Raw genomic sequence first — 26,304 nt, forward strand, 5'->3', positions numbered from 1 at the left:
CCCACTTTATGGAGAGGTGATCGAGGAGTGCCACCGATCCGCCCGAGGAGTGCCGTGCGTCACGCGTATGTCAAGACGGCCTCGAAAGGGTGGGGAGCCGAGCTTGGGGCGGCCGGTACCCTTGGGAGGTCCGGGCCCTGCGCCCGTTCATGCCGGCGGTCTTTCCGGCGCACACCACCCCACCACGAAGGACGATGAACGACGATGCATCGGTACAGGTCCCACACCTGCGGCGAGCTCCGCTCCTCTGACGTCGGCACCGACGTCCGGCTGAGTGGCTGGCTGCACAATCGGCGCGACCTGGGCGGCATCCTCTTCATCGATCTGCGCGATCACTACGGCATCACGCAGCTCGTCGCCCGTCCCGGCACCCCCGCGTACGAGGCCCTGGACAAGCTCTCCAAGGAGACCGTCGTCCGCGTCGACGGCAGCGTTGTTTCACGTGGAACCGAGAACGTGAACGCCGAGTTGCCCACCGGCGAGATCGAGATCGAGGTCGGCGAGGTCGAGGTGCTGGGCACCGCCGCCCCGCTGCCCTTCACGATCAACGCCGAGGACGGGGTCAACGAGGAGCGGCGCCTGGAGTACCGCTTCCTGGACCTGCGCCGCGAGCGCATGCACAAGAACATCATGCTGCGTACGGCGGTCATCTCGGCGATCCGGCACAAGATGACGGCGCTGGGCTTCAACGAGATGGCCACCCCGATCCTGTCGGCGACCTCCCCCGAGGGCGCCCGCGACTTCGTGGTCCCCTCCCGCCTCAACCCGGGCAAGTTCTACGCCCTGCCGCAGGCGCCGCAGCAGTTCAAGCAGCTGCTGATGATCTCCGGCTTCGACCGCTACTTCCAGATCGCGCCCTGCTTCCGCGACGAGGACGCCCGCGCGGACCGCTCGCCGGGCGAGTTCTACCAGCTCGACGTCGAGATGAGCTTCGTGGAGCAGGAGGACGTCTTCCGCCCCATCGAGCAGCTGATGACCGAGCTGTTCGAGGAGTTCGGCAACGGCCGCCACGTCACCTCGCCGTTCCCCCGCATCCCCTTCCGCGAGGCGATGCTGAAGTACGGCTCCGACAAGCCGGACCTGCGCGCCCAGCTGGAGCTCGTCGACATCACCGACATCTTCGAGGGCTCGGAGTTCAAGGCCTTCGCCGGCAAGCACGTGCGCGCGCTGCCGGTGCCGGACGTCTCCGCGCAGCCCCGCAAGTTCTTCGACCAGCTCGGTGACTTCGCCGTCTCGCAGGGCGCGAAGGGCCTGGCCTGGGTGCGGGTCGCCGAGGACGGTTCGCTCTCCGGCCCGATCGCGAAGTTCCTCACCGAGGAGAACGTCGCCGAGCTGACCAAGCGCCTGTCGCTGGCCGCCGGGCACGCCGTGTTCTTCGGCGCGGGCGAGTTCGACGAGGTCTCCAAGATCATGGGCGCGGTCCGCGTCGAGGCCGCCAAGCGCGCCGGGCACTTCGAGGAGGGCGTCTTCCGGTTCTGCTGGATCGTCGACTTCCCGATGTACGAGAAGGACGAGGAGACCGGCGCGATCGACTTCTCGCACAACCCCTTCTCCATGCCGCAGGGCGGCCTGGAGGCCCTGGAGACCCAGGACCCGCTGGACATCCTGGGCTGGCAGTACGACATCGTCTGCAACGGCGTCGAGCTGTCCTCCGGCGCGATCCGGAACCACGAGCCCGAGATCATGCTGAAGGCCTTCGAGATCGCGGGCTACGACCGCGACACCGTCGAGGAGAAGTTCGCCGGTATGCTGCGCGCGTTCCGCTTCGGCGCCCCGCCGCACGGCGGCATCGCCCCCGGCGTCGACCGCATCGTCATGCTCCTCGCGGACGAGCCGAACATCCGCGAGACCATCGCCTTCCCGCTCAACGGCAACGCCCAGGACCTGATGATGGGCGCGCCGACGGAGCTGGAGGAGGCGCGGCTGAAGGAGCTGCACCTGTCGGTGCGCAAGCCGCAGCCGAAGTAACCCCGAGCGGACCCCAAGGGCTCGAGACCGACGCCGGTCTCGGGCCCTTCCGCTTGCCCGCTCCCTCTGGGGAACCTCACCGGCGGCACACAGCGACCCCGGAGGAGGCGCACAGAACCCTGCCGTCTCATGGGGGACGTCACCCCGAGGAAGAGGCCGCCCTGCGGGCCGCCGGGCGAGGAGGAAACCATGGGCCACGCGATCGCGCTCTCGGCGCTGCCGATCACCGCGGCGGTCGCCGCCGCCGTCCTGCTGCGGCGCGGGCGCAGGCACGAGGATTCCCGGCTGGACGCCGAGGCCGAGGCCCACCGCTGGCTGCTCCGGCTCGGCGGCAGCCTGATGCCGCCCGGCACCACGGGCTGGGCGAGCGCGGGCGACACGGCCGGCCGGGCGCTGACCGAGGCCGCCGACTGCCACCGCACCGCCCGTTCCCAACTGGCCGAGGCCCGGACGACCGCACAGTACGAACAGGCGACCCGCACGGCCCAGAAGGGCCTGCGCCACGTCCGGACGGCCCGCGAGGCGCTGGGCCTGAGGACGCCCGCCTGAACCACCGTCCTAGGTGTCGTAGGAGCCGTCCCAGGGCGGGGAGAAGAACAGGCGGTCCGGGTAGAGCTCGGCCCAGCTGCCCTCCTCGTCCGCGCCGGTCACCAGGCCGAACACCACGTCGTCGACGGTGACCTGGAACGGCCGTATCGCGATGTCCGTGTAGGAGCGGCGGGGCAGGCTGCGCAGGAGTTTCGCCAGGTGGACGCGGGCGCGCTGGAGGACCGACGCGTCACCGTCCGGATCCTGCAGCTGCTCGGCCCAGGTGCCCGCACACCAGATCTCCGAGTCGCGGTAGCGGCCCTCGAAGTCGAATGTGTGCAGGACGGTGTAGAGACGTTTGTGCTCTTCCCAGCCGTGGTCGAGACGGAATCCGGCGGGGAAGGCGTACGTGAGCGACGCCAGGAACTGCCCCTCGGAGTACCGGCCGATGGACTCGGTCCGGCTCCTGGGCTCGTAGGCGATCGGGACGACTTCGGGCACTGCCATGGCGGAACAATACGGGGCTCGGAAAGCTGTTCGGCTTGCCGAGCCCCCTCTTCCACGGTTCCTCCGCGTGTTACTGCTGCGGCTCGCCGCCGAACCGCTCCTTGTAGGCCTCGAGGTCCTCGTCCGTGAGCTTGGCGAACAGCACCGGCGGGACCGTGAACGGGGTGCCGGCGGGGACGGCGGTGAGGGCACGGGCCTCGTCCGCGGTGACCCAGGACGCGGTGTCGCCGTCGAGGGAGAACGCCTGGCGCATGGCGGCCGACGTCGCCGGGATGAACGGCTCCGAGACCACCGCGTACAGGTGGATCAGGTTCATCGCGGTGCGCAGGGTGAGGGCCGCGCCGTCCTTGTCCGTCTTGATCTCCAGCCAGGGGGCCTTCTCCTCCAGGTAGGAGTTGCCGGCCGACCACAGGGCGCGCAGGGCCGCGGCGGCCTTGCGGAACTGCAGGGACTCCATGTGGGTCTCGTACTCCGCGAGGAGCTCCGCGATCTGCCCGCCCAGCTTCGTCTCCGCCTCGCCCGGCCGGCCGCCCGCGGGGACCTCGTCGCCGAAACGCTTGCGGGAGAAGGACAGCACGCGGTTGACGAAGTTGCCGAGGGTGTCGGCCAGGTCCTTGTTGACGGTCGCCGTGAAGTGCTCCCACGTGAAGGACGAGTCGTCGGACTCGGGGGCGTTGGCGATGAGGAAGTAGCGCCAGTAGTCGGCCGGGAGGATCTCCAGCGCCTGGTCGGTGAAGACACCGCGCTTCTGGCTGGTGGAGAACTTCCCGCCGTAGTACGTCAGCCAGTTGAAGGCCTTGACGTAGTCGACCTTCTTCCACGGCTCGCGCACGCCCAGCTCGGTGGCCGGGAACATCACGGTGTGGAAGGGGACGTTGTCCTTCGCCATGAACTCCGTGTAGCGGACGTCGGTGTCGACGTCGTACCACCACGACTTCCAGTCGCGGTTCGCCGGGTCGAGGTCCGCCCACTCCTTCGTCGCGCCGATGTACTCGATCGGGGCGTCGAACCACACGTAGAAGACCTTGCCCTCGGCCGCCAGCTCCGGCCAGGTGTCCGCCGGGACCGGCACGCCCCAGTCCAGGTCACGGGTGATCGCGCGGTCGTGCAGGCCCTCGTTCAGCCACTTGCGGGCGATGGAGGAGGCCAGCTGCGGCCAGTCGTCCTCGTGCCGGGCGACCCAGGCCTCGACCTCGTGCTGCAGCTTGGACTGCAGGAGGAAGAGGTGCTTGGTCTCCCTCACCTCGAGGTCGGTGGAGCCGGAGATCGCCGAGCGCGGGTTGATCAGGTCGGTCGGGTCCAGGACGCGGGTGCAGTTCTCGCACTGGTCGCCGCGGGCCTTGTCGTAGCCGCAGTGCGGGCAGGTGCCCTCCACGTAGCGGTCCGGCAGGAAGCGGCCGTCGGTGGGGCTGTACACCTGGCGGATCGCCCGCTCCTCGATGAAGCCGTTCTCGTTGAGGCGGCGGGCGAAGTGCTGGGTGATCTCGACGTTCTGCGCGCTGGAGCTGCGGCCGAAGTAGTCGAAGGCGAGCGCGAAACCGTCGTAGACCGCCTTCTGCGCGTCGTGCGCCTGCGCGCAGAAGTCCGCGACGGGCAGGCCCTGCTCCTTGGCCGCAAGCTCGGCGGGGGTGCCGTGCTCGTCCGTCGCGCAGATGTAGAGGACGTCGTGACCGCGCTGGCGGAGGTAGCGGGAGTACACGTCCGCCGGGAGCATGGACCCCACCATGTTGCCCAGGTGCTTGATTCCGTTGATGTACGGAAGGGCGCTGGTGATGAGGTGTCGAGCCATCGGGGGCTGCTCCCAGGTCGGTTTCGTTGCTGCTATTGCGAACCTTGAAATCGTAGCCGACATGTGTATGCCGCCCGCTCCTCGTTCTGCTGGTTGAGAAGCGGGCGGCATGACGGGGGCTGCGGTGGGGGCGGCGGTGCCTACGGGCGCCAGTCGATCAGTACGCCGTCGTAGAGCTCGGCGTCCGTGAGCTCCAGGGGCGTCGGACCCGCGTGGAAGAAGGCCGTGTTGTCGGTCTTCAGCTTGCGCAGGTAGTCGAAGGCCTTGTTGTCGTGGTCGCCGAACGCGACGAAGGAGAAGAACACCGAGGGGTGGGACTTCGCGGCGTCGGTGAGGGACTGGGTGGCGGGGGTCTTCGCGTCCGGGGCGCCGTCGGTCTGGAAGACGACCAGGGCGGGGGTGCCGGGGGTGACGTGCTCGTCGTAGTGGGCGAGGACGGCCTGGACGGCGGCGTGGTAGCTGGTACGGCCCATGCGGCCGAGGCCCGCGTGTGCCTCGTCGATCGCGTTCTCGGGGGAGGCGGGGGTGAGGTCGACGGTGCCGTCCACTTCCGTGGAGAAGAAGACGACGTGGACGGTGGGGGACTCGTCGTCCGTGAGGTGCTTCGCCAGGGCGAGGGTCTGGTCGGCGAGGGCCTGGGCGGAGCCGTCCTTGTAGTACGGGCGCATGCTCGCGGAGCGGTCGAGGACGAGGTAGAGCTGCGCTCGGGTGCCGGTGAGGTTGGCTTTGGCGAGGGCGGTGGAGGCGGGGGTGGCGGGGGTGGAGGCGGGGGTGGTGTCGGCCTCGGCTTCGCCTTCGGCGGGCTGGTCGTTCCCACCCGCACCACCCGTGACGGTCTCGTCGTCGGGTGCGGGTGCCTCCTGTGGGGTGTCCTCGCCGTCGGCGGCCGCGGCCACGTCCGTGGCGGCCTCGGGCTCCGGGACGGTCTCCACGAGGGGCTCCGCCTCCGGCTCGTCCTTCGCCTCGGCGTCGGCGACGGGCTCGTCGGCGACGGCGGCCTCCGGCTCGGGGGCGGGCTCGGTCTCCGGCTCAGCAGCGATCTCTGCGACGGGCTCGGGCTCGGCCGTCTCCGCGACGGGCTCCGCCCTTGGCCCGGGAGCCGTCTCCGTGACGGGCTCGGGCTCCGGCTCGGTCTCGGAAGCGGGGGCGGTCTCGGCGACAGGCTCGGGCTCGGGCGTCTCCGTGACGGGCTCGGGCTCCGGCTTGGGAGCCGTCTCCGCGACGGGCTCTGCCGCCGGCTCGGGGGTGCTCTCCGGGGCCGGGGCCGGCTCGTCCTCGGTGACGGCCTCCGCGACCGGCCGCTCGGTCGCTGGCCTGTTCTCGGGCTCGGTCTCGGCCACCGGGGCGGCGGGCTCCTGCTCCTCCACCACCGGCTCGGGCTGCGTCGCGGCAACCGGCTCGTCCGCCACCGCGGCCTCCCGGGCGGTGGTCTCCGCCTCCTCGGCCTTCTTCTCGGCCTCGGCGTCCTCTTCCGTCGCGGCCTCCGCCGCAGGCTCATCGGCCCGCGGCTCGGCGGGCGCCGTCACGGCAGGCTCCGCCGCCGGCTCGGCCGAGGCCTCCGCCGCGCTGACCTCGGCCTGCGGCTCGGCCGCGCTGACCTCGGTCTCCGCCTCGGTCGGTTTCGCCGGGGCCTCTTCGGTCGGGACTTCCTGCCTCGGCTCCGGGGCCGGGGCCGGCTCTGTCGGGTCCGTGGGCTTGGGGACCGAGACCTTATCGAAGGCCGCCGCGACCAGGTCGTGCTCGTCGGTGCGCGGAGCGTCCGGGGTCGATTCGGTGCGGGGGGACGGGAGCCGAGGGGACGCCGTCGGCTCGGGAGCCGGCTGCGAAGGGGTCTGGTCGGCACCCTCTGCTTCGGCGGCACGCCCCTTGCGTGACCTGCCGAATGCGTTTCGAAGGAGAGTGAGAATGCCCATGCGCGCAACCCTTCGCGTGAGTTGAAACCGTCAATCACTGGCCAGGACGGACACGTAAGGTTAGCGGCCCCGCATGGCGATCTTGGGCAGGGGCACTAGACGGGGCTTCCGTCTTTGTCAACGGCCTCTCGGTTTCCCGGGGTTCACTCTTCGTTCACCCGGTCGCAGCGTCCCCGCGCGGGTATACCCCTACCGTCACGATCACACCAAGGGATCGCAAGGGGAGAGCAAAGTGCGCAAGCTGCTGCCGATCATCTCGCATCCGGGCGGGCGGTCCGCCCTGACCTGCCGGTTCCGGTGCGGTGACGCCTGTTTCCACGAGGTGCCGAACACCAGCGCCAACCCGTACGTCGGCGATGTCATCGCCGACGCCATCGGCCGCCGTTCGCTGATGCGGGCCGCCGCCGTAGTGACCGTCGCCGCCGCGGCCGGCACGGCAGGTCTCACGGGCGCCGACCCGGCCGCCGCGGACGCGCGGTCGTACGGGAAGCCGAAACCGGGCGGTGCGGGCGCCCGCGGGCTGCGGTTCGGCGCCGTCGCCCCCAACACGGTGGACGCCGTCGTCGTGCCCGACGGCTACGCCCAGAACGTCGTCATCCGCTGGGGCGAGCCCATCCTGCGCGGCGCCCCCGCCTTCGACCCGGAGAACCAGACGGCCGCCGCGCAGGCCGGGCAGTTCGGGTACAACAACGACTTCCTCGCCCTGCTGCCCCTTCCGGGCGAGCGGGGGAGGCAGTTGCTCGTCGCCAACCACGAGTACACGGACGAGATCCTGATGTTCCGCGGCTACGACGCCGAGCGCCCGACCCGGGAGCAGGTCGAGGTCGCCTGGGCCGCGCACGGTCTGTCCGCCGTCGTGGTGGAGGAGGACCGCAGGACCGGGCGGCTGACCGCCGTGGCCCGGCACCACCTCAACCGGCGCGTCACCGCCACCACCGCCTTCCGGCTCACCGGGCCCGCCGCGGGCAGCCCGCTGCTCAGGACGTCCGCCGACCCGACCGGCACCAGGGTCCTCGGCACCCTCAACAACTGCTCCGGCGGGACCACTCCCTGGGGGACCACCCTGCACGGGGAGGAGAACTTCAACCAGTACTTCGCGAACGGATCGCGGGCCACGGACAAGAGGTACGGCGTCGCGACGGGCGCGACCGAGCGCAAGTGGGAGCGCTTCGACCAGCGGTTCGACCTCGCCCAGGAGCCCAACGAGGTCCATCGCTTCGGGTACGTCGTCGAGTTCGACCCCTACGATCCGGCCTCCACGCCGCGCAAGCACACCGCGCTCGGCCGGTTCAAGCACGAGGCGGCGACCGTGCGGCTCACCGCCGACGGGCGGCCCGTCGTGTACTCCGGCGACGACGAGCGGTTCGACTACTTCTACAAGTTCGTCGGCAGCAAGCGCATGCGGCACGGGACGGGCCGGGCCGTGCGCGAGCACAATCTGTCCCTGCTCGACGAGGGCACGCTGTACGTCGCCCGGTTCACCGGTGACTCCCCCGCGGTCGAGATCGACGGCAGCGGCAAGCTGCCCGCCGACGGCGAGTTCGACGGCAGCGGCCGGTGGATCCCGCTCGCCACCGCCACCGCGGACGGCGCCGTCTCGCACGTCGAGGGGATGTCGGCCGAGGAGGTGTTCGTCTTCACCCGGCTCGCGGGGGACAAGGTCGGCGCCACCAAGATGGACCGGCCCGAGGACATCCAGCCCTCCCCGCACACCGGCAAGGTGTACGTCGCCCTCACCAACAACTCCAACCGCGGTGTCGGCGCGAACGCGAAGGCCGACGAGGCCAATCCGCGCAACGCCAACAAGCACGGCCACGTGCTGGAGCTGACGGAGCGTCACAACAGGCCGGAGAGTGCCGAGTTCGCCTGGTCGCTCTTCCTCGTCGCCGGTGATCCCGACGACCCGGCCACCTACTTCGCCGGGTTCCCCAAGGACGCCGTCAGCCCGATCTCCTGCCCGGACAACGTCGCCTTCGATCCGCACGGCAACCTGTGGATCTCCACCGACGGCAACCAACTCGGCTCGCACGACGGTCTGTTCGGCGTCGCCACGCGCGGCGAGCGGCGGGGTGAGCTGAAGCAGTTCCTCACCGTGCCGACCGGTGCGGAGACCTGCGGGCCGGTGATCCAGGAGCGGCGCGTGCTCGTCGCCGTGCAGCACCCGGGCGAGGTCGACGGGGCGTCCGTGGAGAAGCCCGCGAGCACCTGGCCCGACGGGCCCGGCAGGATCACCCGGCCGGCCGTGGTCGCCGTATGGCGCCGGGACGGCCGCGACATCGGCGTCTGAGACGCCTCGGGCACCTGGGGCGCCCCAGCGTTTCGCGGGCGGCCGGAAGTCGTCTACGGCAGGGCGGGAACCGGGGTGCGGGGGTGCGGTGTGCTCCCCGCACCCTCCAGTTCCAGCCAGTCCCGGTACGCCGGCGCCTGCCGCGCCGCCTCCCGGTACGCCTCCTCCAGCGCGGGCAGGGCGCCGTCGAGGTCGGTCTCGGTGCGGGCCGCGAGGAGCAGCCGTACACCGAGGGGGTCGCCGTGCAGGCGGCGTACCGCCATGTCCGGGCGGGAGAGCGCGGTCGGCTGGCAGACGGTGACGACCTCGCCGGTCGCCACCAGGGCGGCCGCCGTGTGGTAGTCGCCGTGCAGGACGTGCGGGCTGATGCCGGCCGCGCGGAACATGCGCTGCACGGCCTCCCACTCGCCGTCCACCGTGGGGTCGATCATCCAGCGGTCGTGGGCGAGTTCGCCGACGTGGACGGCCGGGCGGGCGGCGGCCGGGTGGTCGACGGGCAGCAGGACGAACTGCGGTTCGCGGTCCACGAGGACGCGTACGCGCAGGCCGTCGGGGACGCGCAGCGGGCTGCCCTCGACCTCGTGCACGAAGGCGACGTCGAGTTGTCCGTCGGCGACCATGCGCAGCAGGGCGTTCGGCGAGACGTTCATGTGCAGGGTCGGCTCCTGGCCGCGGGCACGCAGCCGGCGCAGCCAGCCCGCCAGGGCCTTGCTGGCGGTGGAGCCGACGCGGAACTCCTGGCCGCCGGTGGCCGCCGCCCTCGCCTCGGTGACCAGGGAGCGCATCTCGGCCACCAGCGGGCGGGCGCGGCTGAGCACCAGGCTGCCCAGCGGGGTGGGCCGGCAGCCGGTGCGGGCGCGGACGAACAGGGTGCCGCCCAGCTCCTGTTCGATGCGGCGCAGTTGGGTGCTCAACGACGGCTGGGCAACGCCCAGTTGGCGCGCGGCGCGGTGCAGACTGCCGGTGTCGGCTATGGCGCACAGCGCGCGGAGGTGTCTCACCTCAAGCTCCATGCCGTCGGAGCGTAAAGCGGAATCAAAGGTTTCACCAGACACACAAATCCCGCCGTGCACAGGCGAATCGGGCCCGGACCGGGGCGGTGATACGGCCGTGCTATCGCCGGTTGCCATCATCACAGCCGCCCCACAGGCGCCGACACTCACATCGAGACTCACCCCCCACCAAGGAGTCCTCGATGACTTTGTCATTCTCCCGTACGGCGGCCGCGGCCGCCCTCGGCCTCGCGGTCCTCGGTCTCGGCACGGCGGTCCCGGCCTCCGCCGCACCGGCCCCCGCCCCGGCCCCGTACTCCGGCTACACCGGTTCCCCCGCCGAGGCGAAGGCGAACCGCGCCTTCTTCGACGCCGTGCTGAAGTCGGTCGCCGAGAAGCGCGCCGCCCAGCCGGACAGCGCCGCCGCCGTCACCGTCGTCTACGACGCCTCCCGCGCGCCGTCGTTCAGCGCGCAGATATCCCGCAGCGCCCAGATATGGAACAGCGCGGTGTCGAACGTGAAGCTGCAGTCGGGCTCGTCGTCGAACGCCGACTTCAGCTACCGCGAGGGCAACGACTCCAGAGGCTCGTACGCCTCCACGGACGGCCACGGCAGCGGTTACGTCTTCCTCGACTACGCGCAGAACCGGCAGTACGACTCCACGCGCGTGACCGCCCACGAGACCGGCCATGTGCTGGGGCTGCCGGACCACTACTCGGGCCCGTGCAGCGAGCTGATGTCGGGCGGTGGCCCGGGGACGTCGTGCACCAACTCCCAGCCGAACGCCAACGAGCGGGCCCGCGTGAACCAGTTGTGGGCGAACGGCCTGGCCGCCGCCCTGGACAAGGCCCTGAGCAAGGGCTGACCTCCGCCGAGACCTGACCCCACCCCCCACACGGTGCGGGCCGCCTCTCCTGCACGAGGCGGCCCGCACCCGTTTCTGTGTCCCCCCAGGGGCCCGCCTCAGCCGGGCCGGTGCAGGGTGATGTTCACGAGCAGCGCGCGATGGTCGGTGCCGGCGAGCTTCAGGAAGCGGGCGCCGTTCACGGAGAAGTCCTTCGTCACGAGGACGTGGTCGATCTGGGTGCCGAAGGCGGGCGCGGTGCGCGACGGCCAGCTGGGTGTGCGGTCGTGGCCGGCGAGCCGGGCCGTGTCGCGCAGGCCGGTGTCCAGGATGCGGCGGAAGGCGGCGTGGTCCTGGGAGGCGTTGAAGTCGCCGGCCAGGATCATCGGCGTACCGGAGCGGGCGGCGGCCGCCTCGCGCAGCCGGCCGAGTTCGCGGCGCCACACCCCGACCTGGCCGGGCAGCGGGGGCATGGGGTGCGCGAGCTGGAGCCGTACGGCGTGGCCGCGCACGTCGGCGACGGCGCCGGGCATGCCCATCTCGCCGCGCACCCCGGCGGTACCGGTCAGGGGCAGCCGGCTCAGGACGAGCGACCCCTCGGAGCCGCCCGCGACGGCGGCCTGCCGGTAGGGGTAGCCGGTGCCGAACTCCCGGCGGAGCGTGGCCTGGCAGGTGTACTCGCACTCCTCGACGAACACGATGTCCGGCCGGTGCCGCCGGATCTCGGGGACCAGGGCGGGCGTGCCCCGCCCGAACTCGACGTTCGACGTCAGCACCGTGAGCTCGGCGAGGGGGGCGCCGCCGGGTTCGTCGACCCTGCCGTACGGCTCGATGAACCAGGCCAGGAACGCGAGGACGAGCAGCGCCCACACCATGCCGGGCCGCCAGCGGGCGAGCAGGGCGAGGAGCAGGGCGAGCGCGGTGGGGACGAGCAGCCAGGGCAGGAAGGCCAGGAGCTGGGTGACGGGGGTGAGGGCGTCGGTGCCAGCGGCGCGGCAGGCGACGACGGTGCTGGTGCCTGCCAGCAGCGCGCCGGCCGACCAGGCACCGAGCCTTCTGGCGGGAGCCCGGCGTCCGTGCGGGCCTCGCCGGGGGCTGCCGCCCCCGGGCCCCCGCTTCGGCCCTGAACGGGCCTCGTCCTCAAACGCCGGACGGGCTGGTTGATCCACGCGTCCCGAGCCTACGCTTGCGCGCTCATCCCCGTCACGGACGGGCGATCGGCTGCGCTCAGGTCGGGGAGCGGTGACACGGCCGTCGGCGGACCGGGTCTGCGCGGGCGCGTGGGCAGGTGGCGGCTGAGCCAGGCGGCGAGGGCCACCGCCAGGCCGACGGTGACCAGCAGCCACGAGGCCTCGCGCAGGGTCGTGGTGAGGGCGTCGTAGACCGCGCCCGCGGCCGGGCGGTGCGCCGCCTCGGGAAGGTCGGCCAGGGTGAGACGGCGGCCGACGGCGACGGCGACGGCGAGGCACGCGCCGCCGAGCGCGGTGCCGAGGCCGGTCGCGGTCAGCGCGCGGCGGCGGCACGCGGCGACCGCGAGCCCGGCGACGGCGAAGACCACGGCCGCCAAGGGGAGCCAGAAACCGGCGACTTCCAGCACGTGGAACCCTTTCCGGAGCCGGTCCAGGTCCTGGACCGGGAGGACGTCGACCGCCGTGTGCTCGACCGGGATGCGGGCGGCGAGCGGCATGTGCTGATCGGTGAGACGGCGCTTGACCTGGGCGGTGACCGGCGCGAGGTCCACCCGTACCGCGCGTTCGCGGTCGTCGCGCAGGGCGTGCAGGACGGCGTCGTGCAGGGCGCGGTTGGCGGAGTCCCAGGCCGCGCGGAAGGTCTCGGTGCGGGTGAAGGAGCGGACCGCGTCGTGCACGTAGGGGCCGACGGCGGAGCGCATCGGGCGGACCTCGGGGCGGTCCCCGACCTCGTCCATGACCTGGGCGCCCACGGTGTCCGCGACCGCGCCCTGCACCGCCGGGTCCCCGGCGAGCGGCGCCATGGTGCTGACGTAGCGGCCGGTGTCGGCGAGGTCGTACGCCGCCCAGGCCGCGAGCGCGCCGCAGGGCGCGAGGAGGCAGGCGAGGGCGAGGAGAGCGGCCGACAGGGCGCTCCTGAGGCGTATGGACACCCTCTCAGGCAAGGCCCGGCGGGCCCGGCGCGCGAGCGGTGCGCCCGCATCCGGGTGAATCAGCGCGGCATTCGGGTGCACGCGGGCGGCCGAACGGGCGCTGTGCGAGGGAAAGCAGGCCAGAACTGGGGGTTCCGCTCTCCGGTGGAGGGTTCACCCGAACGGGTGTCTCATGGTGCTGGGGAGAAGGAGGCCGATCATGCGCACCACTCCGGCCCTGCGGACCCTGACCGCTGCTCTGTTAGCCGGTGGCACCCTCGTCGCCGTCGCGACGGGCACGTCAGCGGCGGCCCAGAACTCGCACGGACGGGGCGGCGGCGGTCCGATCTGGGGCACCGTCGTCTCCCGTACCGCGCTGAACGTCCGGGCGGGACCCAGCGTCGACTCGCCGCTCGTCGACCGGCTCTCGCCCGGCAGCCAGGACCGTGTCCAGTGCATGGTCCGCGGGCAGAGCGTCGACCGCAATCCGTACTGGTACTGGCTCGTCGGCGCGCGGGGCTGGGCCAGCGCCGAGTTCGTGGACACCGGCGGCCGCCGGGTGCCGACCTGCGCGGACCCCTGTCCGCGGTGGCGGGACGGGCACTGGGCCAACGCCGACCACAACGACCCGAGCTGGAGCGCCACCTGGGCGGTGACCACCACCGTCACCGTCACCGTGACCACCGGAAGGTGAGGGAGCGGGTGGGCCCCGGCCGTCATGGCCGGGGCCCACCCGTGTCCGTGTCCGCCCGTCAGCGGATGCGGTGCCCCTCGGCGTCCTCGCGCGTGTAGTAGCGGTAGAAGAACACCAGGAAGACGGCCGCCGTCACCCCGACGCCCAGCGCCACCGACCGCATGATCGAGTCCCCGGTCTGGCTGTACAGGAAACCGACGGCCGCGCCGGCGAAGGCCGACTTCACCAGCGAGTGCAACTCCCGCTTCAGCAGCGGCGCGAAGGTCGCGACGGCGATGCACAGCACGATGAACACGGCCGCGGTCACGAACCCGAACAGAATGTTCCAGCCGGTGACCTCGCCGCCGTGGCGGCGGTTGGAGGCCGCCCAGAACCCGTAGACGAGCCCGAGCACCACGGGGATCGCGTACCGGCCCACGGTGTGGACGCGCTCGTCGAACAGGTCGGGTGTGCGGGTGGGCCGATCGGCCCGGTTGGCGCGGACCTTCCCCATCATTCCGCCGCCGCGCGTGGGTGCCGCATGAGCCATGAGAGGACTCCTCTCTCTCCTCGCCCCTGCCTTCCAGGGCACACCTGGGCGAGGGCCCTGGCAAGTCGGCGGGAGGGGAGGAAGTGGACGGTTCGCGGTCCTGCGGTGACCGCGCGGCGGTCGCAGCGGTTACGGTGCTGACGTACGTGATCGACGGGGGATGGGGAGGGAACGATGCCCGGAACCGTGCTGCTGCTCGCCGCCGCCCCGGCGGGCAGGGGCTGTCTGGTGGACGCGGCGTCCGTGCTTCCCGTCCTCGCGGCCGTCCCGCCCGCCGTCCTGTCCGGCGCGGACACCGCGAACGTCGTCGAGCTCGCCGACCCCCTGGAACCGCAGGCCGTGCTGACCCGGCTGCGGGCCGCCGCGGGCGCGCCCGGGCCGCTCACCGTCTTCGTCACCGGCCAGCTCCAGCTCGACCGCCGCCAGCGGCTGCCGCACCTGGCGCTGGCCCGCACCACCCCCTCCACCGTCCGCTACACCGGCCTTCCCTGGCACTGGCTCAAGGAGGAGCTGCGCCTGCGCCCGGCCGGCTCGACGACGCTCTTCGCCGACCTGCACGCCGACGCCGAGACCTGGGCGTGGCTGGCGGCGAACCGCCTCGACTCCGGTCACAACAACGCCGTCTACGGCCGTGTCGCGCCGCCCGCGGCGCGGCGGGCGGTGGCGGTGCCGACGTACATGAAGGCCGTGGCGACCATCCTGCGCAGCGGATGGCGGCCGCCGGTGGAGCAGCTGCACCAGCAGGCCCTCGCACGCATCGCCGAGGAGGGTCCGGGCATCGTCCTCACGGCCGCGGGGCCACCGGTCGTGAGCGTCCCCCCGGTCCCCGCGACCCGCCCGGACCCGCACGCCGCCATCACCGCCGCCGTCCAGGCCGGCCGGCACCCCGACGCCGACTCTCTCGCCGCCGACCACGAGCGGGCCGCGGTACAGGCCCACGGAGCCGGCTCCGAACAGGCCCTGCACTGGGCGGAGGTGCGCGCGGACCTGGCCATGCTGGCCGGGGATCCGGTGCGCAGCTGCCGGGCCTGGATGCTGGTGGCGCTGGCCCGGCTGTCGGCCGGGCAGCCCGTGGACGCGCCCGCCGTCGAGGCGGCCGTGGACCGGGCGCACCACCAGTGGGGGCAGATCCGCGACGCGCAGGAGGCACGCCGGATCGGGCCCGCGCTGGCCGGTCTGCGCGCCCGGGTGCCCGGGCGCCGGCAGGGTGCGCTGGACCATGTGCAGCGCCAGCTGCGGCAGTTGCAGACGCAGACCTGACAACTCCCTTGCGACGTACGGTGACTACCTCTCCCCTCTGAGCAACCGTGGTGCCATGATGGTGATTCACGGCTGAGGGGGATGGAGTGGCCGACCAGGAGATACGCGTACGCCTGGACCGCACCGCCGGTGACCGGGACGTGGTGGCGCTGCGGCAGTGGCTGGAGCGGGAGGAGCCGCTCGCCGAGGGCCTTCGGCGCGGCGAGTTGCAGATCGAACTGCGCGACCGCAGGAACGAGGACCCCGGTACGCCGATGGGCTTCGGCACGGAGGTCGTCGTCGTGCTGATCGGCGGGGCCGCCTCCGCCGCCTTCAAGGAACTGATGGTGGCGGTGCGGCTCGCGGTCGTGGCCTGGCAGGAGAACCGCCGCAGCGTGGAGGCCGGCGATCCGCCCGAGGCACAGGTCGGCGGTGCGGCCGACGACAGGTAGTGCCGTGAACCGCTTCGACCCGCGTGGCAAGGCGAACCGGGCCCTGCTGGTCGGCGTCGCCGAGTACGACCACGTCGATCCGCCGCACGGCGTGCCCGGGCCGCTGCCGGCCGTGGCACACAACCTGGCCGGTCTTCAGGAGGCGCTGCGCGGCGGGCGGGTGTTCGGCGCCGATCAGGTCACCGCCCTGGCCTCGCCCGACCTCGGCACCTTCCACAACGCCCTGCGCGAGGCCGCGCACGACGCCGAGGGCCTGCTGCTGGTGTACTTCGCCGGGCACGCGGCCGTGCCCAGCGCCGCCGAACCGCTGTTCCTGCAGCTGCGCGGAGCGGAGATCTACCGCGGCGAGGCGTCCGTCTTCCCCGGCGCGGAGACCTTCGACACGGTCCTGGGCATGCTGGCCGCGAGCCGGGCCGAGCGGATCGTGGTGATCCTCGACTGCTGCTACGCGGGCAACGCCTCCCACGTCTGGGAGCAGTGGGAGCCCTTCGAGGACCGCCGGCGCGTGCTGCTGCTGATGAGCGTGCAGCCCAACCACCGCATCGACGCGGGCGACGACACCACCCCCACCCCGTTCACCGCCGAACTCGTGCGCCTCCTCGGCCGGGACGGCGAGGTCGGCTTCGCCCGGCTCGCCGCGGACGTGCGCGCCCGGATGGAGGCCCTGGGCCTGCGGACCCTGCGCGACCGGCCGTGGCGGCCGTTCAGCAGGATGGAGGCCGAGGCGGACGTACTGCTGTCGGCGCGAGGTGCCCCCGCGGAGCCGCCCGGCACCCGGCCGACGCTGCCGATCACGCTCCGCCCCGGCGCCCCGACCTCGTCCACGGACACCCCCGGCCCCTCCGACGACCAGTCCCGGCTGCCGCCCGCCCGCCGCCGCCCGCTCCCCCACCGCGTCCGCACCGCCCTCGCCGCCCCGCTCGCCGCCCTGCGCGCACGGACCCGGCGCGGCCTCGACCGGTTCAAAAGGCTGTCCCGCCCCGCCCGGGCCGGCGTCGTCCTCGCCCTGGCGCTCGCCGTCCTCGGCGCCGGCTCCGTCGGCGTCGCCGCCCTGCTGCGCGGCTCCGCCTCCTGCGCCCCGCCGCTCGAACTGCGGGTGCTGGCCGACCCCGACCTGGAGCCGACGGTCACCGCGGCGGCCGACGCCTACCTCACCTCGGACGCCGACACCGACGGCCACGGCTGCCGGCGCAGCGGGATCACCGTCTACGGCGCGGGCGCGGCCGACGCGATCACGGCACTGCGGCGGCAGACCGAGGACTGGCGGGAGCCGCACGACGAGGACCTCAACCCGCAGCGGGACGTCGGACCGCAGCCGGACGTGTGGATCCCCGCCACCCCCGCGGACGTCGACCGCGTCAAGGAGGGCCAGGACACCGCTGCCGTGGCCCACCTGGTGCCGGCCGGCGGGCCGCTCGCCTACTCGCCCGTCGTCCTCGCCGTCCCCGACTCCGTCCCCGGCGCCGGACCGCGCACCGGGCGGCCGCTGTCGGCGATGCTGGGCGCCCTGACCGCCCGGACCGCCGACTTACGGGTGCGCCGGCCCGACCCCGAGTACGCCGACGCCGCGCTGCTGGCCACGACCGGCCTGTACGGCACCGGCACCGCGCAGCCGGCCGACCCCGGCCGCGCCGAGCGACTGGTCGCCCAGGCGGGGCCGCCCTCCCGGACCGCCGCCGACCTGCTGTGCGCGCTGCCGGAGGACCCGTCCGCGGACGCCGCCACCGCCGCCCTGGTGCCGGAGTTCCTGCTGAGGACCGGCGTCGGCTGCGACCGTACGACCCGCGAGCGGCGCACCGCCCGGTACCCGGACGACGTGCCCGCCGTCGAGCCCACCTTCGTGCGGGTGCGCTGGGACCGCGGCGACCGGGACGGCGCCGCCCGCGACGAGGCGACGAAGGCCTTTCACACCTGGCTGGCCGGACCCGGCGGCCGGGCGGTGTTCGCGCGCGACGGGTTCCGGGACGCCCGCCACCGGGCCCTGCTGGACGGCGAGAACGCCGCCGACGGGGTGCTGCACGCCCCGTCCCCGCACACCGAGGGCGCCGCGAGCGGTGCGATGGACCGGGCGCTGGAGCGGTACCGGGGCGCCAACGGACCCGGCCGCGTGCTCTACCTGCTCGACGACTCCGGTTCCATGGGCGGCCTCTGGGACGGCCCCAGCGGCGGCCCCGGACTGCTGAGACAGTCGCTCGGCGGCCTCGGCTCCGGCGACGAGTTCGGCGTGTGGACGGTGTCGGGACTGGGCGAGCGGCCGTACACCACGCTCCTGCGCTATGGCCACCACACGCGCAAGGAAGCCGAACGGGCCGTCGGCCGCGCGCGGGTCCGGGACGCCGAGGCCGACCCGCACGCCGCCCTGGCCGCCGCGCTCGACGAGATGCACCGCCGCGGCACCGACGACAACCGTCCCGAGCTGATCGTGTTCATCACCGACGACGAGGACGACGGCCGGCTGACCGGCGCCGCCCTCGACGACGTGCTGAACAAGGCCCGCGCGGCCAAGGGGCGGGTGCCGGTGACCATGGTGTCCCTGGTCAGCGGCGGCTGCGACCGCGGCAGGCCGGACGCGGCGATCTCCGCGGCGAGCGGCGGCCGTTGCCTGGACGCCGACGACGACCTCGGCACGGGCCTGGCCGACGAGGTCGCGCGCACCGGAACGGGGGAGGACTGATGGCTCTACGGCGCCTGGCGGCCGCGGCCGCCCTGCTGCTGCTCACCGCCTGCACCGGCGGGACGGGAGGTACCGGCGCGTCCGCCTCGCAGGAGGTGCCCGGCGAGATCGTCATCGCCAGCGGCCGGGACGTGACCGGCAAGAACGGCATCCGCGAGCAGCTCATCGAGGCCTGGAACCGCGCGCAGGACAAGGCGGGGACCGGCTACCACGCCCGTCTGGTCGAACTCTCCGGCAGCGCCGACGAGCAGCGCAGCCAGCTGCTCGGCGCCCTGCAGTCCGGCAGCGCCTCCTACGACGTGGTGAACCTGGACGTCACCTGGGTGCCGGAGTTCGCCGCCGCCCACCTGGTGCGCCCGCTGCCCGGCTCACTGATCCCCGACGACGTCATCGACTCCGTCGCCAGCACGGCCCGCTGGGACGGCAAGGTGTACGCGGTGCCGTTCAACAGCGACGTCGGACTGCTGTTCTACCGGCGCGACTGGCTGCGCGACGCCGGTGTCCAGGAGACCGACCTGAGCGCGAACACCTCCTGGACGGACATCGACGCGCTGATCGGCGACGTCGACGACCTCGCCCCCAAGGGCTACCAGAAGGGCTGGACCACACAGCTCGCCGGCTACGAGGGCCGTACCGTCAACGCGATCGAGGCGTTCACGACGGAAGTGCCCGAGCTGAGGCTCACCGACGCCGAGGGCCACTACGACGGTGACGTCGACAAGCTGGCGCAGGGCATCGCGGAGCTGCGCCGGCGCACCGCCTCGCCCTACCTCCTGCCCGCCGCCGCGCACTCCGACGAGCCCGCCTCGATGAGCGACTTCGCGGACGGCCGCACCGCGTTCCTGCGCTTCTGGCCCTACGGCTACCGCAGCCTGTTCCAGACCTTCACCGAGAAACAGCTGGGCGTGGCCCCGCTGCCGGGTGCCGCGGTGCTGGGCGGGCAGAACCTCGCGGTGACCGCCTCCTCCCCGCGGGCGCACAAGGCGGCCGAACTGATCTCTTACCTGACCAGCGCCGAGAGCGAGCGCTGCCTGCTCGACGCGGGGTTCGCGGCCACCCGCACCTCCGCCTACCGGGATCGCCGCCTGCACTGCGCCACGGGCACCGCGGCGCCCTCCGCCTCGCCCACGGGCGAGCGCACCGACCCGATGCCCCGCGACGCCGACGGCCGCCCGAAGTACGCCCGCGGGATTCTGCTGCCCGCCCTGCAGAAGGCCGTCCAGCGCCCCCGCACGCCCCTGTACGGCGCCTTCACCCAGACCTTCATCGCCCAGCTCGACCCCCTGTTCGGCGACAGGCCGCCGACCGACGAGAAACTCGCGAGCGCCCTCGACGAGGCCCTGCGCAAGGCCCTGCCCGACTAGGGGCTACCCCTCCAGGCAGGCCAGGGCGCCCGACACCAGGGTGCGCACGCCCGGGGCGACCGTGGCGAGGTCGGGGGCGAAGTGGGGGCTGTGGTTGCTGGGGACGGCGAGGAACTTCTCCATCAGGTCCGCCCCCTCGGCGGCCTCCCACACGTCGGCCCGGGTCGTCGTGACGAACCAGTACGCGTACGGGATGTCGCCCTGCGCCAGGTGCGAGAAGTCCTCGCTGCCCATCACCGGCCCGAAGTCGAGGACCGTCCCCGCCCCGAGCACCTCCTCGTGCACGGCCGCGACCCGGCGGTCGGTCTCCGCGTCGTTCACGGTCACCGGGAAGGTCGCGCCCACCGTGATCTCCGGCTCCCGCGGACACCCGGCGGCCAGCGCCTCACCGGCCGCGATACGGCGGATCGCCGCGAGCATCCGCGTCCGCACCTCCTCGGACTGGGTGCGCAGGTTCAGGGCGATGCGCGCCTCGGACGGGATGATGTTGTGCCGGGTGCCCGCCTCGATCCGGCCCACGGTCAGCACCGCCGAGTCCTTCGCGGGGATCTCGCGGGAGACGACAGTCTGCAGCCGGGTGACGAGATGGGCGGCCGTGACGACGGGGTCGACGGTCGTCTCGGGCCGCGAACCGTGCCCGCCCCGCCCGTGCACGACGATGTCGACGTCCGTCGACGCCGACATGATCAGCCCGGGGGAGTGGGCGTAGAACCCTACCGGGCCCGGCGCCGCGTGCTGCCCGAGCAGCACGTCGGGCCGCGCGAACCGCTCGTAGAGCCCGTCCGCCATCATCCGCTCGGCGCCCTGCCCGGACTCCTCGGCGGGCTGTCCCACCACCAGCAGGGTGCCGTTCCAGGCCTCCCGCCCCGCCGCCAGCGCCCGGGCCGCGCCCGCGAGCCAGGTGACGTGCAGGTCGTGCCCGCAGGCGTGCATCACGCCGGGGGTCTCGGAGGCGTACGGCAGCCCGGTGTCCTCCACGACCGGCAGCGCGTCCATGTCGGCGCGCAGCAGCACGGTCGGCCCGTCGCCGTTGCGCAGCAGCCCGGCGACTCCGGTGCCGCCGACGCCTTCGGCGGTCTCGTAGCCCGCCTCGCGCAGCCGCTCGGCGAGCCGTCCTGCCGTGCGGTGTTCCTGGAGCGAGAGCTCGGGGTGGCGGTGCAGGTCCCGGTAGAGGTCCTCCAGGGCGGTCACCGGCAGGTCGGCGGTCAGGTCGAGGGCGGTGCGCGCGGCGGCAGAGGTCATCCCCGCAGCGTACGCACGGCGACCGCCGGCGTCAGGGCCTTGCGACGGCGTGTGCGGCCTGCTGGACCCGGGCCGCCGGCCGCTGATCGTCCGCCGCTCTCGCCGGTCCCGCGTTCGCCGCCAGGACCAGGGTCGCCACGGCGATCAGCGCGGCGGCGAAACCTCTTGCGTAGCGCTCGGTGGGGCTGGTGCGTTCCTGCACGGCGACCTCGCGACAGCGGTGATTACAGCAACGGGTTAAGCATGTTTAATCCGTGGCTTAACCTAGGGGCGGACGGGGTCTAACAGCAAGAGGGCCAGGGGGAGTTGGGATGACGGACCGCGACGAACCGGAGGTCATCGGCAGACGGGTGCAGCAGCTGCGGGCCGCCCGCGGACTGACGCAGAAGCAGCTCGCCGAGCCCGCCTACACCCCCGCCTACATCTCCACCCTCGAAGCCGGCCGGGTGCGCGCCTCCGACGAGGCGCTCCGGCACATCGCCGAGCGGCTCGGGGTGGCGTACGAGGAACTGGCCACCGGGCGCCCCGCCCGGCTCGCCACCGACCTCAGGCTCCGGCTCACCGAGGCCCAGCGCACGCTCGCCGGCGGCGAGGCCGAGCGGGCCGCCGAGCTGTACGCCGCGCTGCTCGCCGAGGCCGAGCGGCACGACCTCGTCGACGTCCAGGCCGCCGCCCAGCTGGGGCTCGGCGAGTCGGCCCTGGACACCGGTGAACTCACCGACGCCCGGCGGTACTTCGAGCGGGCGGAGAAGACCCTCGCCGACGCCCCGCTGCCCGCCCGCGTCCCGGCCCTGCGCGGACGCGCCGTCTCCCACTACCTGGCGGGCGAGCTCCGCTACGCCGTCTACCTGCTGGAGTCCACCCTCGACGAACTCAACCGGGGCGGGCTGCACGACCCCGACGCCCTGCTCCTGCTCTACGCCGGCATCATCGGCCCCTACATGGACATGGGCGCCCACGCCCGCGCCGCACAGGGCCGCCGAACTCGCCCTCGCCCTGGCGCCGCAGTCCGGCGACCCCGCCCTCGTCGCCCGGATGCACCGCTCGGTCGCCCGCACCCTGCTCGCCGAGGGCCGTATCGCCGAGGCCGACGCCTCGCTGGCCAAGGCGTCCGAGCTGTACCGCACCCTGCAGATCCGCACCGAACTCGCCAACTGCCACTGGATGCGCGGGTACGTGTGCGCCCAGAACGGCGAACTGGAGCGCGCCGAGGCGGAGTTGCGGCAGGCCCTGGAGATGCTCACCGCCAAGCGGGCCGCCCTCTACAGCAGCCAGGTCGCCGTCGAGCTGGCCGACGTACTGCACCGCCGCGGCAAGTCCGAGCAGGCCGCCGCCCTCCTCCACGACACCCTGAACGACCTGAACTCCGAACGCGGTGCGCTGCACTCCGCCGCCGCCCACCGCCTCCTCGGCATCATCGCCGAGGACGCCCGCGACACCGAGACCGCCGAGGAGCACTACGTCCGGGCGCTCAGCCTGCTGGAGCGGGCCGGGGCGGCCGGCGACCTGGCCGACCTGTGCCGGCTGCTGGGGGACCTGCTGCGCCGGACCGGGCGCGTGGAGGCGGCCCTGGACGCCTACCGGACCGGGCTGGGCCACCGTACGGCGCCGGGCACCACCACCCTCGGCCCGGCCCCCGCACAGCCGCCGCTGTGACGGTGCGACGGCCGCGGTGGCCTGCGCGGGGTGGCCTCGTGGGGGGGTGGGTGGTGTCGTGCGGGGTGGGGCCGGTGCGGCGGTCCTGGCGGGGACGGGCGGCCGGGTTTCGGGCGTGCGCACACGGGTAGTGCGGAAAGTCCCGCGCGGGCGTGCCCAGAGTCCGGGCCCCTGATTCGGCCCGTCCGCCGAGAGGCGACGAGACGAGGACGGTCACAGTACGGCTGTGACCGAAGGAGGCGGTGGCCGTGCGGTCCGGCGACGACCGCGAAGGGTTCTTCGGCGGTGCTCCTGGTCCCGGGGACGACCACGCCCCGGCCGAGGCCGTGATCGCCGAAGGGCTGCGCGGGGCCCGGCCCGAGGAGGTCCCCGGCCGGCTGTGCGCGGCGCTGGTGGACCTGCTGCCGGTGAGCGGCGCGAGCGTCTGCCTGCGGTCCGAGGGGCTGCCCGTACGCATCAGCGCCAGTGACGACGCGGCCTCCTACCTCGCGGAACTCCAGGCCACCGTCGGCGAGGGGCCGGGAATGCTGGCCGCCCGGCTCGGCGCCACCGTGCTCGCCTGCGACCTCACCGCCGGGCACGACGCACAGCGCTGGCCGGTGTTCGCGCACCAGGCGACGGCCGCCGGGGTCGCGGCCGTGTACGCGCTTCCGCTGGGCGTCGACGCGCTGTGCGTCGGCACGCTCGAGCTCTACCGGGGCACCCCCGGAGAGCTGACCGAACGGCAGCTGCGCACCGCGCGCCGGGCGGCCGGGCTCCTCACCGAGGCCCTGGTGACACTCCCGTGGAAGGAGAACGCCGAGCGGGGCGACGAGCCGTGGGTGTGCGGGCTGGCCGCCGACCACGACGAGATCAACCAGGCCGTCGGCATGATCATGGCGCAGCTCGGCGCCGACGCGGCGGAGGCGCTGGACCGGCTGCGCGGCCACGCGTTCGTCCTCGGCCGTACGGTCCTGGAAGTGGCGCGGGACGTGGTGGCGCGCAGGACGAGGTTCGACGGCGGTCTCTAGGATCGGCTGGGCTAGGTGGTGGGTGGTGGGTGGTGGGTCACTAGATTTGTGCTCGGCCCGACTTTCTGACCTCCGCCAGTCGGCGTACGCCCGTCTCCACCGCCGCTCGTGTCGCGTCCGGTGAGACGTCGCCCAGGCCGCCCAGGCTGACCGCGATCGTGTCGTCGCCGACGCGGACCGCGGCGACGTCCATCGTGAGCACCGTCGTGTCGCCGTCCGCCGTCTCACCGCTCAGCGTCACCCGCAAGCCCTGCCGGGCGTCCCCGAGCCGCGGCAGGTCGGCCTCCCTGACGGTCACGCCCTGCACGGCGCCGTGGGCGGTGACCGCCGTGAACGTCCCGCAGTCGCGCGGCACCGACTGCAGCCAGCCCAGCGTGCGGTCCACGTCCGGAGTGCTCAGGGCGAGGACCTGATAGCGCAGCTGGGTCTGGTCCAGCGGGTCGTCCAGACCCGTCACCGCCCGGGTTCCCGCGTCCCCGCCGAACAGGTCGTCGGCGTACAGGGCGTCCAGGAGGCGCCGGCACGCGGGCGACTCGGTCGTGGCCTTCAGCAGCCCGTCCCGCCAGGTCGCCGCCCCCTGCGTCGGCGCCCACGGCTCCCCGAGGTCGGTCGCGGTGACGAGGGCCGCCTGGGCCTCGGCCTGCGTGAGGGCCCGGGGGGCCGGCGGCGAGGTGGCGGCGGACGGTCGCGCGGAGGCGGGGGGCTTGTGTGCCGTGGGGGTGCCCGCCGTGCAGGCGGTCGCGGTGAGCAGCGCGGCCGCGCAGAGCACAGGCAGGGCGGACGGGGTGAGGAGGCGGGCGGGGGGGCGGGGCATCGGGGGCCTCCCGGGAGGGCGGACAAGATCGGCTGCCTCTCCAAGGGACCACTCCGTGGCCGGTGCCACCAGCGCGCCGGTCCGTCTGGGCTACCTCCAAAACGGTTCGCGTTCTCTTGTCGGTGGGCGCTACCGTTTTTTCATGCAGCGCGCCCCCTTGTGTTCCACGACGACGCCGGAGAAAGTCCCGGCGCGCTGATACGGATGTCCGAAGCCCCGGGGTGAGTCCCGGGGCTTCTTCGTCGGCCGGTCGCTCGCCCTCCCGTGCTGAAGTGAGGAGAGCGACCATGTACGACCACCGCCGTCTCGGCCGTGAACTGGACCTGTTCGACACCGACCCGTTGATGGGCGCGGGACTGCCGTACTGGCTGCCCGACGGGGCGATCGTGCGGCACGAGCTGGAGGAGTACGTGCGCGGCGTCGAGCGCGCCGCCGGCTACCGGCACGTGTACTCGCCCGTGCTGGGCAAGCGGGAGCTGTACGAGATCTCCGGGCACTGGTCCCACTACAGCGACGACATGTTCCCGCCGATGCGGCTGGGCGGCGAGGAGGTCGTGCTGCGGCCCAGTCTGTGTCCCCATCACGCGCTGATCTACCGGTCCCGGTCGCACAGTTATCGCGAACTGCCGCTGCGGATGGCCGAGGTGGGGGGCATGTATCGCGCCGAGCTGTCGGGCGTGCTCGGCGGGCTCACCCGGGTGCGGTCCATCCAGCTCAACGACGCCCATATCTTCTGCACCCCGGATCAGGCCGTCGAGGAGGCGCGGGACGCTCTGCGGCTCATCCGGCGGGCCTACGCCGATCTGGGCATCGGGGCGGCCCGCTTCCGGCTCTCGCTTCCCGGGGAGGGCGGCAAGTACGTGGCCGGGGAGGGGCTTTGGGAGCGGGCCACCGGGCTGCTGCGGGAGGTGCTGGACGCCGACGACGTCCCGTACGAGGCCGTCGCGGGCGAAGCCGCCTTCTACGGGCCCAAGATCGACGTGCAGGTCGTCGACTCCGCGGGGCGTGAGGCCACTCTGTCCACCGTGCAGATCGACTTTCACCAGCCCGAACGATTCGGCCTGCAGTACGTCGGCGCCGACGGGGCCAAGCACCGGCCCGTGATGGTGCACCGCAGCGTCATCGGCAGTGTGGAGCGGGCGGTCGCGCAGCTCGTCGAGGAACACGGCGGCGCGTTCCCGGTGTGGCTGGCGCCCGTGCAGCTCGTGGTGCTGCCGGTCGCGGAGGAGCAGCGGGAGCAGGCGGAGGCGCTGGTGCGGCGGGCGCTGGCGCTGGGGGTGCGGGTGGAGTCGGTGGGGCCGGAGGTGGGGAGTCTGGGGGCCCGGATCCGGGGCGCTCGGTTGGTGCCGTACCAGGCCGTGATCGGTGCCCGCGAGGCCGGCGGCGGGCAGGTGGGGGTGCGGCTGCGGGACGGGCGGCGGGTGGGTGTGATGCCCGGCGAGGAGCTGCTGCTGCGGATCGGGGAGCGGGTTGTGGCGCGGGGTGGCTTGTTGTGGGAGGGCGGCGCTTAGCGTCGGTGGGTGGGGCGGGGCCGCGGCGGGGGGTGTCCGCCCTCGTTCGGGCGGTGCTGTGGGTTGATCCGTGCTGTGTCCTGACGCCCGACACTGCGGGCGGGCACCCCCCGCCGCGGCCCCTTCTCGCCGTCCGCGGCTGCTGCCTTCTCGGGGCGGGCGTCGTAGAGTCGCTGGTAGGTGACGAGA

21 protein-coding genes and 1 pseudogene are annotated in these 26,304 nt (G+C 73.3%); 12 read left to right on the top strand and 10 right to left on the bottom strand.

The window, feature by feature from the left end; all coding sequences use genetic code 11:
• Positions 1 to 204 precede the first annotated feature (204 nt).
• Both aspS and LN251_RS14645 read left to right on the top strand, forming a co-directional pair.
• Positions 205 to 1,968 (top strand): aspartate--tRNA ligase, encoded by a 1,764-nt coding sequence (gene aspS / locus LN251_RS14640; RefSeq protein ID WP_362984139.1) that lies wholly within the window; start codon positions 205 to 207, stop codon positions 1,966 to 1,968.
• A gap of 189 nt (positions 1,969 to 2,157) precedes the next feature.
• Complete coding sequence (locus tag LN251_RS14645; RefSeq protein WP_458244815.1) at positions 2,158 to 2,517, top strand: hypothetical protein; 360 nt, start codon at positions 2,158 to 2,160, stop codon at positions 2,515 to 2,517.
• Positions 2,518 to 2,526: 9 nt separating this feature from the next.
• On the opposite strand, the gene LN251_RS14650 is transcribed toward LN251_RS14645, so the two are convergent.
• From LN251_RS14650 to LN251_RS14660, 3 genes are all read right to left on the bottom strand, one after another.
• Positions 2,527 to 3,003, bottom strand: a complete 477-nt coding sequence (locus LN251_RS14650; RefSeq protein WP_362984141.1) for a hypothetical protein — start codon at positions 3,001 to 3,003, stop codon at positions 2,527 to 2,529.
• 70 nt (positions 3,004 to 3,073) lie between these two features.
• The gene (gene metG / locus LN251_RS14655) at positions 3,074 to 4,792 is read right to left on the bottom strand and encodes a methionine--tRNA ligase (RefSeq protein ID WP_458244816.1); all 1,719 of its coding nucleotides are present in this window, start codon (positions 4,790 to 4,792) and stop codon (positions 3,074 to 3,076) included.
• A gap of 140 nt (positions 4,793 to 4,932) precedes the next feature.
• On the bottom strand, positions 4,933 to 6,705 hold the full coding sequence (locus LN251_RS14660; RefSeq protein WP_458244817.1) for a VWA domain-containing protein: 1,773 nt from the start codon (positions 6,703 to 6,705) through the stop codon (positions 4,933 to 4,935).
• 232 nt (positions 6,706 to 6,937) lie between these two features.
• Here LN251_RS14660 and LN251_RS14665 point away from each other — a divergent pair, with 232 nt between their 5' ends.
• Positions 6,938 to 8,992, top strand: a complete 2,055-nt coding sequence (locus tag LN251_RS14665) for a PhoX family protein (RefSeq protein WP_458244818.1) — start codon at positions 6,938 to 6,940, stop codon at positions 8,990 to 8,992.
• A gap of 53 nt (positions 8,993 to 9,045) precedes the next feature.
• On the opposite strand, the gene LN251_RS14670 is transcribed toward LN251_RS14665, so the two are convergent.
• The gene (locus LN251_RS14670; protein WP_458244819.1) at positions 9,046 to 10,005 is read right to left on the bottom strand and encodes a LysR substrate-binding domain-containing protein; all 960 of its coding nucleotides are present in this window, start codon (positions 10,003 to 10,005) and stop codon (positions 9,046 to 9,048) included.
• 182 nt (positions 10,006 to 10,187) lie between these two features.
• Between LN251_RS14670 and snpA the strand changes: the two genes are divergently transcribed.
• The gene (gene snpA / locus LN251_RS14675; RefSeq protein ID WP_458244820.1) at positions 10,188 to 10,850 is read left to right on the top strand and encodes a snapalysin; all 663 of its coding nucleotides are present in this window, start codon (positions 10,188 to 10,190) and stop codon (positions 10,848 to 10,850) included.
• Positions 10,851 to 10,948: 98 nt separating this feature from the next.
• Here the strand turns inward: snpA and LN251_RS14680 are convergent, their stop codons facing one another.
• Positions 10,949 to 11,857 (bottom strand): endonuclease/exonuclease/phosphatase family protein, encoded by a 909-nt coding sequence (locus LN251_RS14680; protein WP_458246725.1) that lies wholly within the window; start codon positions 11,855 to 11,857, stop codon positions 10,949 to 10,951.
• A 152-nt stretch (positions 11,858 to 12,009) separates the two neighbouring features.
• Positions 12,010 to 12,951 (bottom strand): hypothetical protein, encoded by a 942-nt coding sequence (locus LN251_RS14685; RefSeq protein ID WP_458244821.1) that lies wholly within the window; start codon positions 12,949 to 12,951, stop codon positions 12,010 to 12,012.
• Between the two features lie 199 nt (positions 12,952 to 13,150).
• Here LN251_RS14685 and LN251_RS14690 point away from each other — a divergent pair, with 199 nt between their 5' ends.
• On the top strand, positions 13,151 to 13,624 hold the full coding sequence (locus LN251_RS14690; RefSeq protein WP_458244822.1) for an SH3 domain-containing protein: 474 nt from the start codon (positions 13,151 to 13,153) through the stop codon (positions 13,622 to 13,624).
• A gap of 58 nt (positions 13,625 to 13,682) precedes the next feature.
• Here the strand turns inward: LN251_RS14690 and LN251_RS14695 are convergent, their stop codons facing one another.
• The gene (locus tag LN251_RS14695) at positions 13,683 to 14,153 is read right to left on the bottom strand and encodes a hypothetical protein (protein WP_458244823.1); all 471 of its coding nucleotides are present in this window, start codon (positions 14,151 to 14,153) and stop codon (positions 13,683 to 13,685) included.
• Positions 14,154 to 14,327: 174 nt separating this feature from the next.
• Between LN251_RS14695 and LN251_RS14700 the strand changes: the two genes are divergently transcribed.
• From LN251_RS14700 to LN251_RS14715, 4 genes are all read left to right on the top strand, one after another.
• On the top strand, positions 14,328 to 15,413 hold the full coding sequence (locus LN251_RS14700; protein WP_458244824.1) for a hypothetical protein: 1,086 nt from the start codon (positions 14,328 to 14,330) through the stop codon (positions 15,411 to 15,413).
• An 86-nt stretch (positions 15,414 to 15,499) separates the two neighbouring features.
• Positions 15,500 to 15,844, top strand: a complete 345-nt coding sequence (locus LN251_RS14705; protein ID WP_458244825.1) for a hypothetical protein — start codon at positions 15,500 to 15,502, stop codon at positions 15,842 to 15,844.
• Between the two features lie 4 nt (positions 15,845 to 15,848).
• The gene (locus LN251_RS14710; protein WP_458244826.1) at positions 15,849 to 18,518 is read left to right on the top strand and encodes a substrate-binding domain-containing protein; all 2,670 of its coding nucleotides are present in this window, start codon (positions 15,849 to 15,851) and stop codon (positions 18,516 to 18,518) included.
• Positions 18,518 to 19,882 (top strand): extracellular solute-binding protein, encoded by a 1,365-nt coding sequence (locus tag LN251_RS14715; RefSeq protein WP_458244827.1) that lies wholly within the window; start codon positions 18,518 to 18,520, stop codon positions 19,880 to 19,882. The genes LN251_RS14710 and LN251_RS14715 overlap by 1 nt, the downstream gene beginning before the upstream one ends.
• A gap of 3 nt (positions 19,883 to 19,885) precedes the next feature.
• On the opposite strand, the gene LN251_RS14720 is transcribed toward LN251_RS14715, so the two are convergent.
• Entirely contained in the window at positions 19,886 to 21,124 is a 1,239-nt protein-coding gene (locus LN251_RS14720) for an amidohydrolase (RefSeq protein ID WP_458244828.1), read from the bottom strand.
• 31 nt (positions 21,125 to 21,155) lie between these two features.
• Positions 21,156 to 21,326 (bottom strand): hypothetical protein, encoded by a 171-nt coding sequence (locus tag LN251_RS14725; RefSeq protein ID WP_458244829.1) that lies wholly within the window; start codon positions 21,324 to 21,326, stop codon positions 21,156 to 21,158.
• 109 nt (positions 21,327 to 21,435) lie between these two features.
• On the opposite strand from LN251_RS14725, the pseudogene LN251_RS14730 reads away from it, so the two are divergent.
• Positions 21,436 to 22,780 (top strand): annotated as a pseudogene (locus LN251_RS14730) (helix-turn-helix domain-containing protein).
• Between the two features lie 248 nt (positions 22,781 to 23,028).
• Positions 23,029 to 23,790: a GAF and ANTAR domain-containing protein gene (locus tag LN251_RS14735; RefSeq protein WP_458244830.1), complete on the top strand. Its 762-nt coding sequence runs from the start codon at positions 23,029 to 23,031 to the stop codon at positions 23,788 to 23,790.
• A 40-nt stretch (positions 23,791 to 23,830) separates the two neighbouring features.
• Here LN251_RS14735 and LN251_RS14740 read toward each other — a convergent pair whose 3' ends face one another.
• Positions 23,831 to 24,604, bottom strand: coding sequence for a hypothetical protein (locus tag LN251_RS14740; protein WP_458244831.1), 774 nt, complete (start codon positions 24,602 to 24,604; stop codon positions 23,831 to 23,833).
• 272 nt (positions 24,605 to 24,876) lie between these two features.
• On the opposite strand from LN251_RS14740, the gene thrS reads away from it, so the two are divergent.
• Entirely contained in the window at positions 24,877 to 26,115 is a 1,239-nt protein-coding gene (gene thrS / locus LN251_RS14745; protein WP_458244832.1) for a threonine--tRNA ligase, read from the top strand.
• Positions 26,116 to 26,304: the final 189 nt, after the last annotated feature.

Source organism: Streptomyces sp. MAI_2237 (genome assembly GCF_054189285.1).

What these genes read in the sequence shown, in the direction of transcription:
- LN251_RS14720 (WP_458244828.1), bottom strand. Translation starts at nt 21,124, where the DNA reads ATGACCTCTGCCGCCGCGCGCACCGCCCTCGACCTGACCGCCGACCTG.
- LN251_RS14740 (WP_458244831.1), bottom strand. Translation starts at nt 24,604, where the DNA reads ATGCCCCGCCCCCCCGCCCGCCTCCTCACCCCGTCCGCCCTGCCTGTG.
- snpA (WP_458244820.1), top strand. Translation starts at nt 10,188, where the DNA reads ATGACTTTGTCATTCTCCCGTACGGCGGCCGCGGCCGCCCTCGGCCTC.
- LN251_RS14660 (WP_458244817.1), bottom strand. Translation starts at nt 6,705, where the DNA reads ATGGGCATTCTCACTCTCCTTCGAAACGCATTCGGCAGGTCACGCAAG.
- aspS (WP_362984139.1), top strand. Translation starts at nt 205, where the DNA reads ATGCATCGGTACAGGTCCCACACCTGCGGCGAGCTCCGCTCCTCTGAC.
- metG (WP_458244816.1), bottom strand. Translation starts at nt 4,792, where the DNA reads ATGGCTCGACACCTCATCACCAGCGCCCTTCCGTACATCAACGGAATC.
- LN251_RS14695 (WP_458244823.1), bottom strand. Translation starts at nt 14,153, where the DNA reads ATGGCTCATGCGGCACCCACGCGCGGCGGCGGAATGATGGGGAAGGTC.
- LN251_RS14700 (WP_458244824.1), top strand. Translation starts at nt 14,328, where the DNA reads ATGCCCGGAACCGTGCTGCTGCTCGCCGCCGCCCCGGCGGGCAGGGGC.
- LN251_RS14645 (WP_458244815.1), top strand. Translation starts at nt 2,158, where the DNA reads ATGGGCCACGCGATCGCGCTCTCGGCGCTGCCGATCACCGCGGCGGTC.
- LN251_RS14715 (WP_458244827.1), top strand. Translation starts at nt 18,518, where the DNA reads ATGGCTCTACGGCGCCTGGCGGCCGCGGCCGCCCTGCTGCTGCTCACC.
- LN251_RS14690 (WP_458244822.1), top strand. Translation starts at nt 13,151, where the DNA reads ATGCGCACCACTCCGGCCCTGCGGACCCTGACCGCTGCTCTGTTAGCC.
- LN251_RS14670 (WP_458244819.1), bottom strand. Translation starts at nt 10,005, where the DNA reads ATGGAGCTTGAGGTGAGACACCTCCGCGCGCTGTGCGCCATAGCCGAC.
- LN251_RS14650 (WP_362984141.1), bottom strand. Translation starts at nt 3,003, where the DNA reads ATGGCAGTGCCCGAAGTCGTCCCGATCGCCTACGAGCCCAGGAGCCGG.